Annotated in this window: 12 protein-coding genes; 2 read left to right on the top strand and 10 right to left on the bottom strand. The window is 62.6% G+C overall.

Going from position 1 to position 14590, the window contains the following annotated elements; translation table 11 throughout:
- Positions 1 to 3: 3 nt before the first annotated feature.
- The 4 genes from ACVNHC_RS23250 to ACVNHC_RS23235 all read right to left on the bottom strand — a co-directional run bounded on the left by ACVNHC_RS23250 (position 4) and on the right by ACVNHC_RS23235 (position 6811).
- Complete coding sequence (locus tag ACVNHC_RS23250; RefSeq protein ID WP_457169744.1) at positions 4 to 2985, bottom strand: bifunctional [glutamine synthetase] adenylyltransferase/[glutamine synthetase]-adenylyl-L-tyrosine phosphorylase; 2982 nt, start codon at positions 2983 to 2985, stop codon at positions 4 to 6.
- Positions 2948 to 4411, bottom strand: a complete 1464-nt coding sequence (locus ACVNHC_RS23245) for a sensor histidine kinase (protein ID WP_050471144.1) — start codon at positions 4409 to 4411, stop codon at positions 2948 to 2950. The genes ACVNHC_RS23250 and ACVNHC_RS23245 overlap by 38 nt, the downstream gene beginning before the upstream one ends.
- A complete protein-coding gene (locus ACVNHC_RS23240; protein WP_019962717.1) occupies positions 4395 to 5081 on the bottom strand; it encodes a winged helix-turn-helix domain-containing protein in 687 nt (228 codons plus the stop codon). Before ACVNHC_RS23240 ends, ACVNHC_RS23245 begins: the two co-directional genes overlap by 17 nt.
- 182 nt (positions 5082 to 5263) lie before the next feature.
- Entirely contained in the window at positions 5264 to 6811 is a 1548-nt protein-coding gene (locus ACVNHC_RS23235) for a Do family serine endopeptidase (RefSeq protein ID WP_050471142.1), read from the bottom strand.
- A 275-nt stretch (positions 6812 to 7086) separates the two neighbouring features.
- On the opposite strand from ACVNHC_RS23235, the gene ACVNHC_RS23230 reads away from it, so the two are divergent.
- Positions 7087 to 8166, top strand: coding sequence for a DUF2336 domain-containing protein (locus ACVNHC_RS23230; RefSeq protein ID WP_208977367.1), 1080 nt, complete (start codon positions 7087 to 7089; stop codon positions 8164 to 8166).
- 25 nt (positions 8167 to 8191) lie between these two features.
- On the opposite strand, the gene ACVNHC_RS23225 is transcribed toward ACVNHC_RS23230, so the two are convergent.
- The 5 genes from ACVNHC_RS23225 to ACVNHC_RS23205 all read right to left on the bottom strand — a co-directional run bounded on the left by ACVNHC_RS23225 (position 8192) and on the right by ACVNHC_RS23205 (position 13668).
- The gene (locus ACVNHC_RS23225; protein WP_050471141.1) at positions 8192 to 8689 is read right to left on the bottom strand and encodes a cytochrome c-type biogenesis protein; all 498 of its coding nucleotides are present in this window, start codon (positions 8687 to 8689) and stop codon (positions 8192 to 8194) included.
- 5 nt (positions 8690 to 8694) lie between these two features.
- On the bottom strand, positions 8695 to 10686 hold the full coding sequence (locus tag ACVNHC_RS23220; protein WP_050471140.1) for a heme lyase CcmF/NrfE family subunit: 1992 nt from the start codon (positions 10684 to 10686) through the stop codon (positions 8695 to 8697).
- Between the two features lie 47 nt (positions 10687 to 10733).
- Positions 10734 to 11186: a cytochrome c maturation protein CcmE gene (gene ccmE, locus ACVNHC_RS23215; RefSeq protein WP_122519666.1), complete on the bottom strand. Its 453-nt coding sequence runs from the start codon at positions 11184 to 11186 to the stop codon at positions 10734 to 10736.
- Positions 11187 to 11227: 41 nt separating this feature from the next.
- The gene (gene ccmI / locus ACVNHC_RS23210; RefSeq protein ID WP_457169740.1) at positions 11228 to 12373 is read right to left on the bottom strand and encodes a c-type cytochrome biogenesis protein CcmI; all 1146 of its coding nucleotides are present in this window, start codon (positions 12371 to 12373) and stop codon (positions 11228 to 11230) included.
- 104 nt (positions 12374 to 12477) lie between these two features.
- Entirely contained in the window at positions 12478 to 13668 is a 1191-nt protein-coding gene (locus ACVNHC_RS23205) for a hypothetical protein (protein ID WP_457169738.1), read from the bottom strand.
- A gap of 235 nt (positions 13669 to 13903) precedes the next feature.
- Between ACVNHC_RS23205 and ACVNHC_RS23200 the strand changes: the two genes are divergently transcribed.
- Positions 13904 to 14101, top strand: a complete 198-nt coding sequence (locus ACVNHC_RS23200; RefSeq protein ID WP_058900345.1) for a hypothetical protein — start codon at positions 13904 to 13906, stop codon at positions 14099 to 14101.
- A 6-nt stretch (positions 14102 to 14107) separates the two neighbouring features.
- On the opposite strand, the gene ACVNHC_RS23195 is transcribed toward ACVNHC_RS23200, so the two are convergent.
- Positions 14108 to 14563 (bottom strand): RT0821/Lpp0805 family surface protein, encoded by a 456-nt coding sequence (locus ACVNHC_RS23195; RefSeq protein WP_050471387.1) that lies wholly within the window; start codon positions 14561 to 14563, stop codon positions 14108 to 14110.
- Positions 14564 to 14590 lie beyond the last annotated feature (27 nt).

Below are 14590 nucleotides of genomic sequence, written 5' to 3'. Positions count from 1 at the left end.
ATCTCAGTCCGGATTGACCGGACCGACCAGCCTTTCGAAGATGCTGCGGACATTGGCCTGTGTCTCGGCCAGCTCCACCTCGAGGCGGGCGAGATCGGGTGCTGCCGCTGCGTTGAGCAGCAGCGCGAGCACGCCGCCCGGCGCCTCGACCGGCTGGAACTTGCCCGTCAGCGTCATGCGCAGGATCTGGGTCAGGCGGTGATAGAGCCGCAGCGCCTGCAAGAGCCCGCCCGCGTCATCTGCATTGAGGAGCCCGAGTTCCAGCGCCCGGCCAAGGGCAATCTCCGTGTTCTGGGCCAGAACCTCAGGATGCGCGTGGCCATGCACCAACTGCAGATACTGGGCAACGAACTCGATATCGACGAGCCCGCCTGCGACCTGTTTCAGATCCCAGATATCCTTGGTGCCCTTCTCCTTCTCGATACGCCCGCGCATGGATGCCACGTCAGCGGCAATCTTCTGCGCCTCGCGCGGGCGGCAAAGGATTTCCTGCAGGAAGGCGGAGACCTTGGCGGAGAAGGCTTCCGACGAGCTGGTCAGCACACGCGCCCGGGTCAGGGCCATATGCTCCCAGGTCCAGGCCTCGTTGCGCTGATAGGTTTCGAAGGCGGTGATGCTGGTGGCCAGCGGACCGGCATTGCCGGAGGGGCGCAGGCGGAAATCCACCTCGTAGAGGCTGCCTTCCGCCGTCGGGGCGGACAGGGCCGTCACAAGCCGCTGGGTCAGGCGGATGTAGTACTGGCTGACCGGCAGCGGCCTCGCGCCATCAGAGCCGGCGGCATCTTCCGGCACTTCATAGAGCAGGATGAGATCCAGATCGGAGCTCGCCGTCATCTCTTCGCCGCCGAGCTTGCCCATGGACAGAAGCGCAAACTCTCCGCCCGGCACGTGGCCATGGGACGCAGCCACATGGTCCACCACCCGTGCCAGAATGCGGTCCAGCACCACTTCGGCAAGCCGGGCCAGAGCATGGCCGACCTGATCGGCCGACAGGGTGTCCGACAGCAGCCGCAGGCCGATCAGGAACTGCTGCTCCTGCGCAAAGATGCGCGCCCTGTCCAGCGCCTCTTCATAGTAGCGGGCGAGGGCAAGTGTCTGATCAAGACCAGCGCGGAACTCTTCGCGGCTCGGCATGGCACCGAAGAAAGCCGGATCGAGCACTGCATCCAGCACATGCACCCGGCGCGCCACCGTTTCGGCCAGACGCGGGGCGGAGCCCATGACCGTTGCCATCAGATGCAGAAGCTGGGGGTTGGAGCGCAGCAGGGAGAAAAGCTGCACGCCCGCCGGCAGACGGGCCAGAAACGCGTCGAAGGCGCGCAGTGCCGCGTCCGCATTGTCGCTGCGGGCAAGCGCCGAAATCAACGCCGGATGCAGCTCGGTCAGCCGCTCGCGCGCCTTGGTCGAGCGCATGGCCGGATAACGGCCGAAATGCCAGGCCTTGATGATCTTCGCCGCATCCGAAGGCTGGCGGTAGCCGAGACGGGAGAGGGTTTCCAGCGTGTCCGGGTCATCGTCATCGCCGGTGAAGACAAGATTGCCCATGTCCGACGCCAGCTCCGGCTCATCCTCGAACAGACCGGCATAATGCCTCTGCACGGTCTGCAACTGCTTCAGCAGTTCGGCCTCGAAGGACGGCAGGTCATCGAAACCGGCGAGGAAAGCCACGCGCTGCAGGCCTTCGCCCAGCTGCGGCAGCAGGTGGGTCTGCTCGTCATTGAGCATCTGGATGCGATGCTCGACCTTGCGCAGGAAGCGGTAGGCCTCTTTCAGGTCGTCGCGGGTGTCCGGCTTGATCCAGTTGAAGGCGACAAGCCGGTCGAGCATGTCCAGCGTGCGGCGCCCGCGCAGTTCGGGATTGCGCCCGCCTGCGATCAGCTGCTGCGTCTGGACGAAGAATTCAACCTCGCGGATGCCACCCCGGCCCAGCTTCACATTGTGCCCGGCAACAGCGATCTTGCCGTGCCCCTTGTGCATGTGGATCTGGCGCTTGATGGAATGCACGTCCGCAATGGCGGCAAAGTCCAGATACTTGCGCCAGATGAAGGGCACGATCTCGTGCAGGAAGGCTTCGCCCGCCGGAATGTCACCGGCGCAAGGCCGCGCCTTGATCAGCGCCGCACGCTCCCAGTTCTGCCCCAGCGCTTCGTAATAGGCGAGAGCCGCGGGCACAGAGATGGCCACAGGCGTTGCGCCGGGATCCGGCCGGAGCCGCAGATCGGTGCGGAAGACATAGCCGTCCGCCGTCCGCTCCTGCATGATCTTCACCAGCCGCTTGGTCAGGCGCACGAACTCCACCGGAGCCTCGGCATTGGCGGAAAGCGGCGCAATCTCCGGATCATAGAAGACGATCAGATCGATATCGCTGGAGTAATTCAGCTCGAAGGCACCGTGCTTGCCCATGGCAAGAACGATGAGGCCGGAGCCCTTTTCCGGCTCGTCTAAGTCCAGCGGCGAAAACTTGCCGCGCGCGGCCAGCTCCCGCAGGCACAGACGGATAGCGGCGGTGAGGCTGGCATCGGCAAGTTCGGCCAGCGCGCGCGTCACATCATCAAGGTCAATCGCCCCGCCAATGTCGGCAAGGGCAACGGCAAGGGCCAGATCCTGCTTGAGCTGGCGCAACTCGCGCATCAGCCCGGCCTCATCAGCAGGCCGCGCCTGCCGGGCAGCATGGATCGTGCCGGAGATCAGGCCTTCCAGATCCTCCCCCAGCACCCGTTGCAAACGCTGCGGGCGCACCATGGCGAGCTCGCGCAGATAAGGGGCATTGGCAAAGACACCGGCGAGAAACGCACCAAGCTGAGGATCCTGGCCGAGCCATGCCGCAAGATCCGAGGTGCTTGCATCCTCCGCTGCCCGGATCAGCAGATCGGAGAGAACGCTCTCTGCCCTTTCGGGAGACTGTGGCCGCGGAATGACCTTGATGCGATGGCGCAGCGGCCCCTTTTCAGCTCCGGCTTCCCGCTTCCCTGCTTCTGTCGTCACGTCTTGCGCCTCCCGGCATGTCCACTTGAGCTGCCGGAAGATCAATCCTCGCAACCAGCCCCGGCCCGGCATCCCCCAGTGCAAGGGAGCCGCCATGCAGCCGGGCAATCGCCTTCACAAGGCTCAGGCCCAGCCCGTATCCCGGCTCGGTCCGGCTCTCCTCCAGCCGGACAAAGCGGTCCAGAACACGCCCGCGATCCTTTTCTTCAATGCCCCGCCCGTTGTCAGCGACGCTTATGGCGATCCGGTCATGCTCCTGTTCGAGCTTTAAGGTGATCGCGAGCGGCTGTCCATCCTCGGGCTGGCCGTATTTCAGAGCATTCTCAATGAGGTTGACCAGAGCCTGGGCGACAAGCTCGCGGTTGGCCAAAGCCCGGAATTCACCCTCCCCCACGACGGTGAGGCTTCCGCCGTCATCCTCGACGACGGGCTGATAAAGATCCGCCACTTCAAGCGCCACCTGCTTCAGATCGACCTGTTCATGCCCGGCTTCCGGCGACATGGATTCAACACGGGCAATCCGCAGCAAGGCATCGAAGATCCGCAGAAGGCCATCGCAGTCCTCGAGCGTTTCTTCCATGGCCTGCCGGTAGTCCGTCCCGGTTCCGCCATCGCGCAGCGCCGCCTCGATACGGGTGCGCATGCGGGTGAGCGGCGTCTTGAGATCGTGGGCAATGTTATCGGTCACATCGCGCAAGCCCTGCATGAGTTGCTCGATCCGCTCCAGCATGCCGTTGAGGCTGAGGGCCAGACGGTCGAACTCATCGCCGTTTCCGGCAACGGGCAGGCGGCGGGACAGATTGCCTTCCATGATCTGGTTGCTGGTCGCAGCCATGGCGTCGATGCGGCGCAGCACATAGCGCGAGACGAAGAGCCAGGACACGCCCGCCATGGCCAGAACCACCAGCAGCCACACCCGCATGGCCCCGGCCAGCACTTCCTTGAAGCGCTGCTGCTCCCCAAGATCACGCCCGACCAGCAGACGGAAGCCGCCGGGGATTTCGAAGGTCCGGACAACGGCCTGCCGCTCGCTTTCCCGGTTGACCTCGCCATCGGCCTCGCGGCGGAAATAGGTCACCCGGCGCACGCCGCCGTCAGCCTCCTCCAGCACGGTCGTCGGAAGACGGGAGATGTTCCCGGCAAGCGCATTGCCAGCAAAATCGATGAGAAGATAGATGCTGGCGTCAGGCCGGCGCGCCCGCGCGTCAATGGCCGTGACCAGCGCCCGGACGCCGCCGCGCGCGAACTGGTCGGCAAGGCCTTCGATTTCCGCATCAACGGTCTGCACCACCTGACCGGTGATCAGCGTGTTGGTGTTGCTGGAAATGGAGAAGAGCAGAAACCCGGACAGCGCGGTGAACACAGCCAGATAGAGCAGCGACAGCTTGAAAGCCGTCGTGCGGATGAGCCTAGCCAGCGCTGTCACGGATCGTGTATCCCGCACCACGGACAGTGTGAAGCAGCGGCACGTCAAAATCCTTGTCGATCTTGGACCGCAGCCGGGACACATGCACGTCAATCACGTTGGTCTGGGGGTCGAAGTGATATTCCCAGACATTCTCCAGCAGCATGGTGCGCGTCACCACCTGACCGGCGTGCTGCATCAGATACTCAAGCAGGCGGAACTCGCGCGGCTGCAGTGGAATGTCCTTGCCGCTGCGGGTGCAGCGGTGGGCAAGGCGGTCCAGCTCAAGATCCGCAACCCGGTAGGTCGTCTCGCTGTCACCACCGGCCTTGGGCCGGCGCCCCAGCGCCTCGACACGGGCCAGCAGCTCGGTGAAGGCGAAAGGCTTGGGCAGATAATCATCGCCCCCTGCCCTGAGGCCCGTCACCCGGTCATCGACCTGGCCGAGCGCCGAGAGGATCAGCACGGGCGTGTGGTCGCCGCTCTTGCGCAGGGACTGGATGATCGCAAGACCATCCAGGCGCGGCAGCATGCGGTCGACGATCAGCACGTCATAGCGGCTGTCCTGCGCCATCTGCAGCCCTTCCTCGCCATCGGCGGCAAGATCTGCAGAGTGGCCGACCTCGCGCAGCCCCTTGGCAACATAGGCGGCGGCTTGCTTGTCGTCTTCGATGATGAGAATTTTCAGCATGCCAATCTTTTACCTGAGCTTTTGCCCGGAAAGAAGTGTCCGCAGCAACCCTCTTGCGGGTGCTGCGGACACTTGGCCTGACCTCTGCGGGGTGGGATCGGGGGCAGCGGAGACCCGAAAGGCCAGGCATGAGGCGGGGGATCACCGGAGGCTGCCGGATGCCCCGCCCCAATCCATGCGGCTTAACCGACGTTGAGCGGCAAGGCGACGAAACGGGCGCTGTCATCGCGGAAGACCCGCATCAGCACGGCCTTGCGGCCATCCTTTTCGGCCTTGGCCAGCGCCGCCTGAACGTCCGCCGGGGTTGAGACCTTCTGACCGGCGACTTCGGCAATCACATCACCGCGGGCAAGACCCTTGTCTGCGGCAGGCCCAGCCGGGTCCACGTTCAGGACCACCACGCCCTCGACATCAAGTCCGGCCTGGGAAGCGGATGCCAGATCAATTCCGAGATCTTCAAGCTCCGTCTTGCCCGCACCCTCATCACCGGCGGCCGCCATCTGCTGGCTGTCGGTCAGTTTGCCCAGCGTGACGGAGACATCCTTTTCCTTGCCATTGCGCCAGACCGTCAGGTCCACCTTCGTTCCCGGCGCATAGGCCGCAATCATGCGGGACAGCTCCCGCGGACCTTTCACGTCTGCGCCATCAACCTTGAGGATCGTGTCTCCGGCCTCAATCCCGGCCTTGGCGGCAGGGCTGCCGTTCTGCGGATCGGAGACGATTGCTCCCTGTGCATCGGCGAGGCCGAGGCTGGCTGCGATGTCATCCGTTACCGGCTGGATCTGGACGCCCAGCCAGCCGCGCGTCACGGCGCCATCCTTCTGCAGCGAGGCAACAACATCACGCGCCGTCGAAGCAGGGATGGCGAAGGCAATGCCGACGTTGCCGCCGGACGGCGAGTAGATGGCGGCGTTGATGCCGATCACCTCACCCTTCATGTTGAAGGCCGGGCCACCCGAGTTGCCGCGGTTGACCGGGGCATCGATCTGGATGAAGTCGTCATAGGGACCGGCGCCGATGTCACGGCCGCGCGCCGAGACGATACCGGCAGTCACGGTTCCGCCAAGGCCGAAGGGGTTGCCAATGGCCACAACCCACTCACCGACGGAAGGCGCATCTTCTGCGAAAGCCACGTAGGTGAATTTCTTGTCCGATTCCACCTTCAAGACAGCAAGGTCCGTGCGCGGGTCCGCCCCGATCAGCTTGGCCTTGTAGTCATGGCCTTCGTTGTCGGTCACGGTGAATTCCGTGCCCTTGTCGACCACGTGGTTGTTGGTCACCACATAGCCGTCATCGGAGATGAAGAAGCCGGAGCCCTGGGACATTTCATAAGGACGGGAATTCTGCTGGCCGCCACCCTGTCCTCCCTGGCCACGGCGCTCGAAGAAGCGCTTCAGCGGATGACCGTCCGGCAGCTCATCCATCCCCGGCAGGCCAAAGAAGTCTTCGCCGCCACGGAAATTCATCATGCGCGGCTGGGCGGCCTGCTTCACCTTGACGCTGACCACGGCCGGCTGCACGGCGGATACGACGTTGGAGAAATTCAGCGGGGCGGGCTGGCTCACCTCGACGGGGGCAGCAAAAGCATAATTGGAAGGAACGAGACCCTGAACGGTCAGAGCTCCGGCAAGGCCAAGAGCCATGGCACCAGCCAGCAGGCTTGCCTTGTGGCGGGCGAAGAACCCGGCGGAAGGCTTGCCGGACTGCTCAGAATTCTGCTGCTCGGACATGAAATCACTCCTCATCGTCTGACTGTCTTTCCGGCGCAGGCGGGGCACCGCGCCTTGTTGCAAACGAATATGGAGAGCGCCGCATTACAGGCGCCTGACCGGCGGATTAAACCTTCGTAATGTATTTTCACGCATGAAAAATCAGACACTGTTACAAGTAACAATTAGCAAAAATACATCCGGAAACATCAAATTTTCAGCATTCAACTTATCTCTCCGTAAATCTGTTTTCTGCAATGTCCAACACACATACACCGCATTGTATAGAGGACAGAATGCTGAGATCGCTTGTTGATCTGGCGAAGGAAAGCTGCAGCGGCAAACGCCGCGAACTGATGGGCCATATCGCCAGCCTCTTCATTGAAGGCGCAGACCGCCACACGGATGAAGAGCTGACGCTGTTCAATGACATCCTGATCAATCTGCTTGATCTGATAGACATCAATGAGCGCCGGGAGTTTTCCGGCCGGATGGCGCATGTAGATACAACGCCCCGTCCGCTCATCCTCAAACTGGCCAATGACAAGGCGGATGTTGCAGCACCTGTACTGGAGCATTCATGCGTGCTCACGGATGAGGATCTTTTCCAGCTGGCCCGGACCAAGGGGCAAGATCATCTGATGGCTATTTCGCGGCGGGGCAGTCTCAGGCCGAAGATCACCGATGTGTTGCTGGAACGGGGCGAAAAGCCTGTCCAGCACTCGGTTGCGGCCAATACGGGCGCAGAGCTTTCGGATTGGGGCGGGCGGCTTCTGGTGAAACTCGCCGAAAGTGACCGGGAGCTGCGCGAGGCACTGACCGAACGGCACGATCTGTCCAAGCCGAACTTCGACAGGCTTTTGTCCATGCTGCCCGCCGACCGTCAGGCAAAGCTGCGCTACATCTTTGAAAACAACGAGCGGATGGCCCGCAACCTGTTCAAGGAGGCGAGCGCCCTTGTTGACGAGGGAAAGCTGGAGCGGCGCAAATCACGCCTGAATGCCAAGGCAACACTGAAGGATCTGCGCGACGGTCACAAGCAGCTGGACCAGGCTGTTATCGAGTACAGTCTGTCCAACGAACTCTACGAGCTTGCTTTCCTGCTCGGCCAGTTCGCCCAGATCGACGAAAGGTTTGTCCGCAATATCATGGTGCGCCCAGATGTTGAGGCCATTGCCGTCCTGTGCAGATCAGTCGGAGTAAGCGACACCGCCTTCGGCGCGCTTTGCAAGGCCCGCTGCCGCCACATGCGCTGCCCCTCCACTCAGGTGGATCATTGGGCAGGAGAATACCGGATCCTCTCAGAAGCAGAAGCACAGCGCACCATGCGCTTCATCAAGGTCCGCCTGTCTGTCATGGCAGCTGCGGCGGCGTGAGGAGCCCGCATCGGGAGGCGTGGTATTACCTGCCCTGCCCGGATGCGTCTGCCTCTGGTTCCTCCTTGAGGATCGCCGCCAGCTCAGCCTCTTCGGCAGCTGTCAGAGGCTCAGCTTCGGCTATGGCTGCCCTTCGCTTCTGACGCCGGGACGCCACCAGAACCGCGATACCTCCAGCGAAGAGAGCCAGGGGCGCAGAGGCCCACAAAAAGATCGTGTTCCAGCCGATCCGCGGCTTCAGCAGCACAAATTCACCATAGCGGGAAACGAGATAGTCGATGACAGCCTCATTGCTGTCGCCCGCGACAAGACGTTCACGCACAAGCACACGCAGATCCTTGGCGAGCGGTGCATCGCTGTCGTCGATCGACTGGTTCTGGCAAACCATGCAGCGCAGCTGTGCAGAGAGCTCCCGCGCGCGCGCTTCCAGCGCAGGATCTGGCAGGATTTCGTCCGGTCCAATGGCGAGGGCAGTTCCGCACAGCGAAAAGACCATGAGCAGGCTTGCAAGAAAACGTCTCATCCGGCTCACTCCGCTGCCACGGTTTGCGGCTTGCCTGCCTTCGCCTTGGCCGGCTTGGGTGCCCCGACCCTAAGGCGCCGGTCGGTCAGGGATACGGCTCCACCCAGCGACATCACCAGCGTGCCCAGCCAGATCAGGGTGATCAGCGGCTTGTGATAGGCGCGCAGGTCCACACTGCCGTCCGCGTGGCTTTCGCCCAGAGAGATGTAGAGCTGCGAGAAACCGAAAGTGGCAATCGCCGCCTCGGTCGTCGGCATGCCCCGCGCCGTATAGACCCGCTTCGAAGGATCCAGCTTTGCGACTTCGCTTCCGCCCGAGCGCACGGTAAAATGCCCCACCTGCGCCGTGAAGTTCGGCCCCTGCTGGGGCGCGACGCCGTCAAACGTGAACTGATAGCCGGATACGTCAAACGTATCGCCCGGCTTGGCGTTGCGCACCACCTCAATCTGGAAAGCAGAAGCCACCACGATGCCCAGAACGGTCATGCCAAGGCCAAAGTGCCCCAGCACCGTTCCCCAGGCCGAACGCGGCAGACCAAACAGGCGCGGCAGACCACGCGCAAGGCCGACTTCGAGAAGCCTGCTGCGGGAGATGACTTCCGCAATCGAGCCCGCCATCACCCATACTGCGAGGCCAACACCCAGCGGCGCCAGAACACGGTCCATGCCCCAAAGCCAGAAGACAAAGAGCGTAGCTACAAGTGTCAGGCCGAACACTGCATAGAGCCTTTCACAGGCTGCCAGCAGATCGCCGCGCTTCCAGGCCAGCAGAGGACCAAAAGGAACCGCAATCAGCAGCGGAATCATCAATGGGCCGAAAGTCAGGTTGAAGAATGGCGCCCCTACGGAAATTTTCTCACCCGTCAGTGTCTCGAGCGCCAGCGGATAGAGCGTGCCCACAAACACCGCCGCGCAGGCTGCCGTCAGGAACAGATTGTTCAGGACCAGCGAACCTTCACGGCTGATCGGCGAGAAGATCCCTCCCTGCTTCAGCATCGGCGCACGCCAGGCGTAGAGCGCCAGCGAGCCGCCAATGAAGACGCACAGGATTCCCAGAATGAACACGCCGCGTGACGGATCGACCGCAAAGGCATGCACGCTGGTCAGAACGCCCGAGCGGACGAGGAATGTTCCAAGCAGCGACAGGGAAAAGGTGAAGATGGCGAGCAGAACCGTCCAGACCTTCAACGCCTCGCGCTTTTCCATGACGATGGCCGAATGCAGCAGTGCTGTGCCAGCCAGCCAGGGCATGAAGGACGCATTCTCGACCGGGTCCCAGAACCACCAGCCGCCCCAGCCCAGTTCATAATAGGCCCAGTAGGAGCCCATGGAGATACCGAGCGTCAGGAACAGCCAGGCCAGCAGCGTCCAGGGCCGTACCCAGCGCGCCCAGGCCGCGTCAATCCGCCCGAGAATCAGCGCTGCGACAGCAAAGGAAAAGGTGATCGAGAAGCCGACATAACCCAGATAGAGCAACGGCGGATGGATCGCGAGGCCAATGTCCTGCAGAATCGGGTTGAGGTCGTTGCCCTCGAAAGGCGCCTCGGCGATCCGCTGGAACGGGTTTGATGTGATCAGGATGAACAGCAGGAAAGCCGTCGACACCCAGGACTGGACACTCAGGACAGTCGCCCGCAGCGGTGCGGGCACATTGCTGCTGAACAGGCCCACCAGGGCCCCGAAGAGCACCAGAATAAGCACCCACAGCAGCATGGAGCCTTCGTGATTGCCCCAGACACCGGAGATCTTGAAGATCAGCGGCTTGGCCGAATGGGAGTTCTCCCAGACATTCAGGACGGAAAAATCGGAACTCAAATAGGCCCAGGTCAGCGATGCGAAGGAAATCGCGACCAGCACAAAGATCAGATTGGCGACAGGCGCCGCAACGGACATCAGGCGCAGATCGCCGGTCTTGGCGCCCCACACGGGCACCACCGACTGCACCAGCGACATGACAAGCGCCAGTACAAGGGCGAAATGGCCGGCCTCAACGATCATGCGTCCTGTTCTCCCTCACGCCAGTCCGGCCCCCGGCACGGACGGCATCAATTGCTTTGCTGATCCTCATCGCCCTTCCAGACGCCCTGTTCCTTCAGGGCATCGGCGACTTCTTTCGGTACATAATTCTCGTCGTGCTTGGCCAGCACGTTGTCGGCCTTGAACACCCCGTCGGGTCCGATCATGCCCTCTGTCACGACGCCCTGCCCTTCGCGGAACAGGTCGGGCAATATGCCCTTGTAGGTCACCTGCACGGTGTTCGCCGTGTCAGTCACACGGAACAGAACTTCCGCGTTGGCACGCCGCTCGACCGAGCCGTCTTCAACAAGCCCGCCCAGACGGATGCGCTGGCCCGGCGCAATCTGCTTCGTGATCACATCGGTCGGTGTCTGGAAGAAGACAATCTGGTCGCTCAGCGCATAAAGGATCAGGCCGGCAGCAGCGGCAAGCACGGCTCCGGCTCCTCCGATCAGCGTAAGGCGGCGCTGTTTTCTGGTCATTCCCCGCTCCGCTCCCTCACGGTTCCAGCTATTTCAGGTCCTCAGGATCCGAGCCCGAGTTCCTTTTCCAGGTCTGTCAGGCGGGCCAGCGCGTCCTGATCCTGCGCCATCGCCTCGCGTGCCTTGCCGAGGCTGTCCCTCGCTGCATCACGCGCCCCGAGAACGATCTGGGAGCGCACGAGCCGTTCCCATTCATCAATCGAGCCACCATCCGCATTTAACCTCTGCTGAAGGCCGTCCACCATGCTCTGGATCATGGACTGACGATCTTCTGCAGCCATTTCGCTGGCGGCCTCTATGTCTTCTGCCGCCGGGCCTGGTAATGCAGCAGGCAGGACGCGCCCCTCGACAACTGCCAGCTCCTGCCGGGCGACCGGCACCCAGGGTTCATTGCCATCAGCACTTGCCAGCAGTTGCTTCCATGCCCTGATGGCTTCGTCCCTTTTGCCGTCCTGCCCCAATGCCAAGGCCAGAAAAAACCGGGGCTTCACAGCATCAGGCGATAGGGCGGCCGCCCGCTCGAAAGCCGTCTTGGCATCCGCGGTCACCACGCCGCGGGCGGCAACGGTCAGCGCTTCACCCAATCCCGATTCCAGATCCTCGCGGCTGCCGTTCAGGCGAATGGCGTTGCTGTAGGCTCTTGCAGATTCTTCCGGGCGCCCCATCGACAGATAAACGGGTGCAAGAACTTCCCAGCCGCGTCCATCGGCCGGGTTCTGGGCGAGGTGCTGCTCGACGCGGGCAATCATCTGGCTCACCGGCAACGTCTCGGCCGGCGCATCAAGCCGCGCCTGCAGCGGCTGGTCCGGGTAAGCTGGAGAACCGATGGTCAAGTAAACAGCGACAGTTGCCAAAGGCACCGCAACCAGCGCCAGCATCAAGACTGCCGTGTGCCGGGCTCCGCCGCTTCCGGACCCAGCCAGCGGCTCGCCGGCCTCTTCCGTTGCGCCCTTGCGCAGAGCCAGAAGACGCCGGGCAATTTCGGTGCGCGCCGCCTTGGCCGCGGTCTCGTCAATGACGCCCCGGGCAAGATCCTTCTCCAGCTCGTCGAGCTGCGCCTTATAGACAGCTTCGCCCGCAGACGCTTCGCCGTATTTGGAAAACGTGGCGGGCCCGCGCCGCAGGGGCACGAGAATGGACAGCGCAGCCAGGGCGGTCAGAACGGCAAAAAAGATCCACAGTGTCATGCGGTCATATAGATCGAGACACACCCCGTCTGGCAACAAAAGAGTGTGTGACCTTGGGTCGCGGTGAAAACACGGATCTGGAAAACACGGACAGACCGGCGCCCTCAGGCTGCTGCGGCCATCGCGCTTTGGCGGCTTCGCCTCAGAAGAGCGGCATATTCCTGCCCGAAACAGATTTCACTCAGCAGAATGGCTGCCTCGGCGGCAGAAGCAACAGCCTCTTTCTGGGCTCCTTTCGCCTTTCCCAGATCGGAAATCAGGGAGCGCGAGATAATCTCCAGTGTCTGCTCGACCGACTGGCGTGCCCGCTTTCCAGCTTCATTCACGGCCAGGACCTCGGCAGCGCTGCGGCTCAGGTCCAGCACACGAAGCGCGCGAACGGCCGCATCAAGGGCCGCATCATCCGGCCGATTCTCACCCGGCTCTCCGGCCTTGGGCACCAGCAAGGCGCGGCGGACAGCGCCCGCAGCCCCGGAAAGCTCATCAGCAACAGCCCCCGAAATGCTCCGGCGGGTTTCGGCGATCCGGCTGCGCCACTGGTCGGCGCCCGTCAGATCCATGTCCAGTTCCACCCCTTTGACCACGCAGACATAGGCGGATAGCGCGGCAGCAAAACCAACGGGGTCGGGGTTGTTCTTGCGGTGCTCATGGGCCAGCAGATGCAGCCGCTCCACCTCCGAGATCACAATCGAGGCAAAGGGCGCATACCGGGTCTTCGTCAGCCACCTGGCGCCGCGCACCTTCGCCAGCCGCTCCGCAAAGGGGCCAAGCGACCAGGGTGCCTCCGCCCGGTCCAGCATGGCGGCCGCGATCACCGGCACATCTTGGGGATGGCGCGTGGCATAGGCGGAAACCAGATCAAGGATGTCCCTATCCTGTTTCAACGCCCGCTCGCTGAGCGTGTCAGGAATGCGCCGGAGGAAGGCTCTCAGCCAGGGCTCCGCCTTGAACACCTTGGCCACATCGGCAAGATCCTGCAGCGCACGTTCGCCGCCCAGCATCATCTTCAGCCGGCGCTGCTCGCGTTCAGATGCGGCGCAGTCCTCGAGAATGCCCGTCAGCGCCTCTCCCGCCTGCTTACGCAAGACAGCAGCCACGCGGTGAACCCGCTCGTCATCATCCGGACGCTTTTCCAGAAACTCGACCGCCCGGGAAATGTCGTCCGCCAGGACATCACGCTCCATCCAGCTCCAGAATTCACTCAGATAAGGCCGGTAAATCCGGCCTTCCTGCTTGTGGGGAAGCTGTTCATTTATGGCAAAGGCATCGAGCGGCGCGAAAAAGCTCCGCTCCAACTTCTGGCGCCCGTCGCGGCCGGCATGCCGGGCTGGAATTGCATTCACAGGCTCTTCGCCGGAGGCTTGCCCAGACAACAGAGCCAGCGCGGCCGCCAGAATAAGCTCTGCATGGGGCTCGTTCTGTCCAAGTGCATGTGTCCTCTCCAGGCTTCTGGCCAGCATGGAGACAGCACCCGGAGACAGCTCTCCGAGATAGGACTGTATCTTCCTTTTCAGAAGATCCTGATCGGTCATGATACGCAGAACTTTGATCAACCGGATAAGACTGGCGGGAAGCCTAGCACTTCAGGGCTTAAGTGTTCCTTTCCAATTGGTTGACCTGAACATTAAAATCCTGCACGTCCTCCAGATCACGGCGTTGCTTGCAAAAACAGAAAACCCGCCGGAAACCGGCGGGCCGCAAGTCGGACCGGGATATGCGAAGCTCTGATGCGGCTCAACCGATCGGGCGCCACAGCCCCTTTTCGTCGGTGCAGGCCGTTGCGCGGGCCACCACAGGCACGGGATTGTCCTTGGACGTCACCTGATGGGTGAACTCCCGGCACTCGGTGTTGTTGACCTGATATTTGGGCCCCGGACGAACTTCACCTTGCCGTCCGGTCCGCGGATTGTCCCAGCGCACGGCGCCACCTGCGCCCGGCGTGGCCAAAGCCTGCTTTTGCGCCTCGGCGGCCACACGCCGGTCACTCGTTTCCAGCACGAGGCCGGGAGTGCCTTCCAGCAGCTTGTTGATAGCTGCGTTGGCTTCGGCCTCAGCGATGGATTTCTCGGAGCGGCCAAAAGCCGATCCCCACAGATCCGCGCCGCCGGAGCTGCTGTCACTGCCGAGCGAGCCGCAAGCCGACAGGCCTGCAGACAAGAGCACAATCAACCCACTTTTGCTCAACCGCATCTCGCACTCCATCAACCGGCCGCCAAG

It is taken from the genome of Pannonibacter sp. Q-1, assembly GCF_054073275.1.
This window is presented reverse-complemented; position numbering and strand designations above follow the sequence as displayed.

What these genes read in the sequence shown, in the direction of transcription:
- ACVNHC_RS23230 (WP_208977367.1), top strand. Translation starts at nt 7,087, where the DNA reads ATGCTGAGATCGCTTGTTGATCTGGCGAAGGAAAGCTGCAGCGGCAAA.
- ACVNHC_RS23200 (WP_058900345.1), top strand. Translation starts at nt 13,904, where the DNA reads ATGATACGCAGAACTTTGATCAACCGGATAAGACTGGCGGGAAGCCTA.
- ACVNHC_RS23235 (WP_050471142.1), bottom strand. Translation starts at nt 6,811, where the DNA reads ATGTCCGAGCAGCAGAATTCTGAGCAGTCCGGCAAGCCTTCCGCCGGG.
- ccmI (WP_457169740.1), bottom strand. Translation starts at nt 12,373, where the DNA reads ATGACACTGTGGATCTTTTTTGCCGTTCTGACCGCCCTGGCTGCGCTG.
- ACVNHC_RS23220 (WP_050471140.1), bottom strand. Translation starts at nt 10,686, where the DNA reads ATGATCGTTGAGGCCGGCCATTTCGCCCTTGTACTGGCGCTTGTCATG.
- ccmE (WP_122519666.1), bottom strand. Translation starts at nt 11,186, where the DNA reads ATGACCAGAAAACAGCGCCGCCTTACGCTGATCGGAGGAGCCGGAGCC.
- ACVNHC_RS23195 (WP_050471387.1), bottom strand. Translation starts at nt 14,563, where the DNA reads ATGCGGTTGAGCAAAAGTGGGTTGATTGTGCTCTTGTCTGCAGGCCTG.
- ACVNHC_RS23225 (WP_050471141.1), bottom strand. Translation starts at nt 8,689, where the DNA reads ATGAGACGTTTTCTTGCAAGCCTGCTCATGGTCTTTTCGCTGTGCGGA.
- ACVNHC_RS23240 (WP_019962717.1), bottom strand. Translation starts at nt 5,081, where the DNA reads ATGCTGAAAATTCTCATCATCGAAGACGACAAGCAAGCCGCCGCCTAT.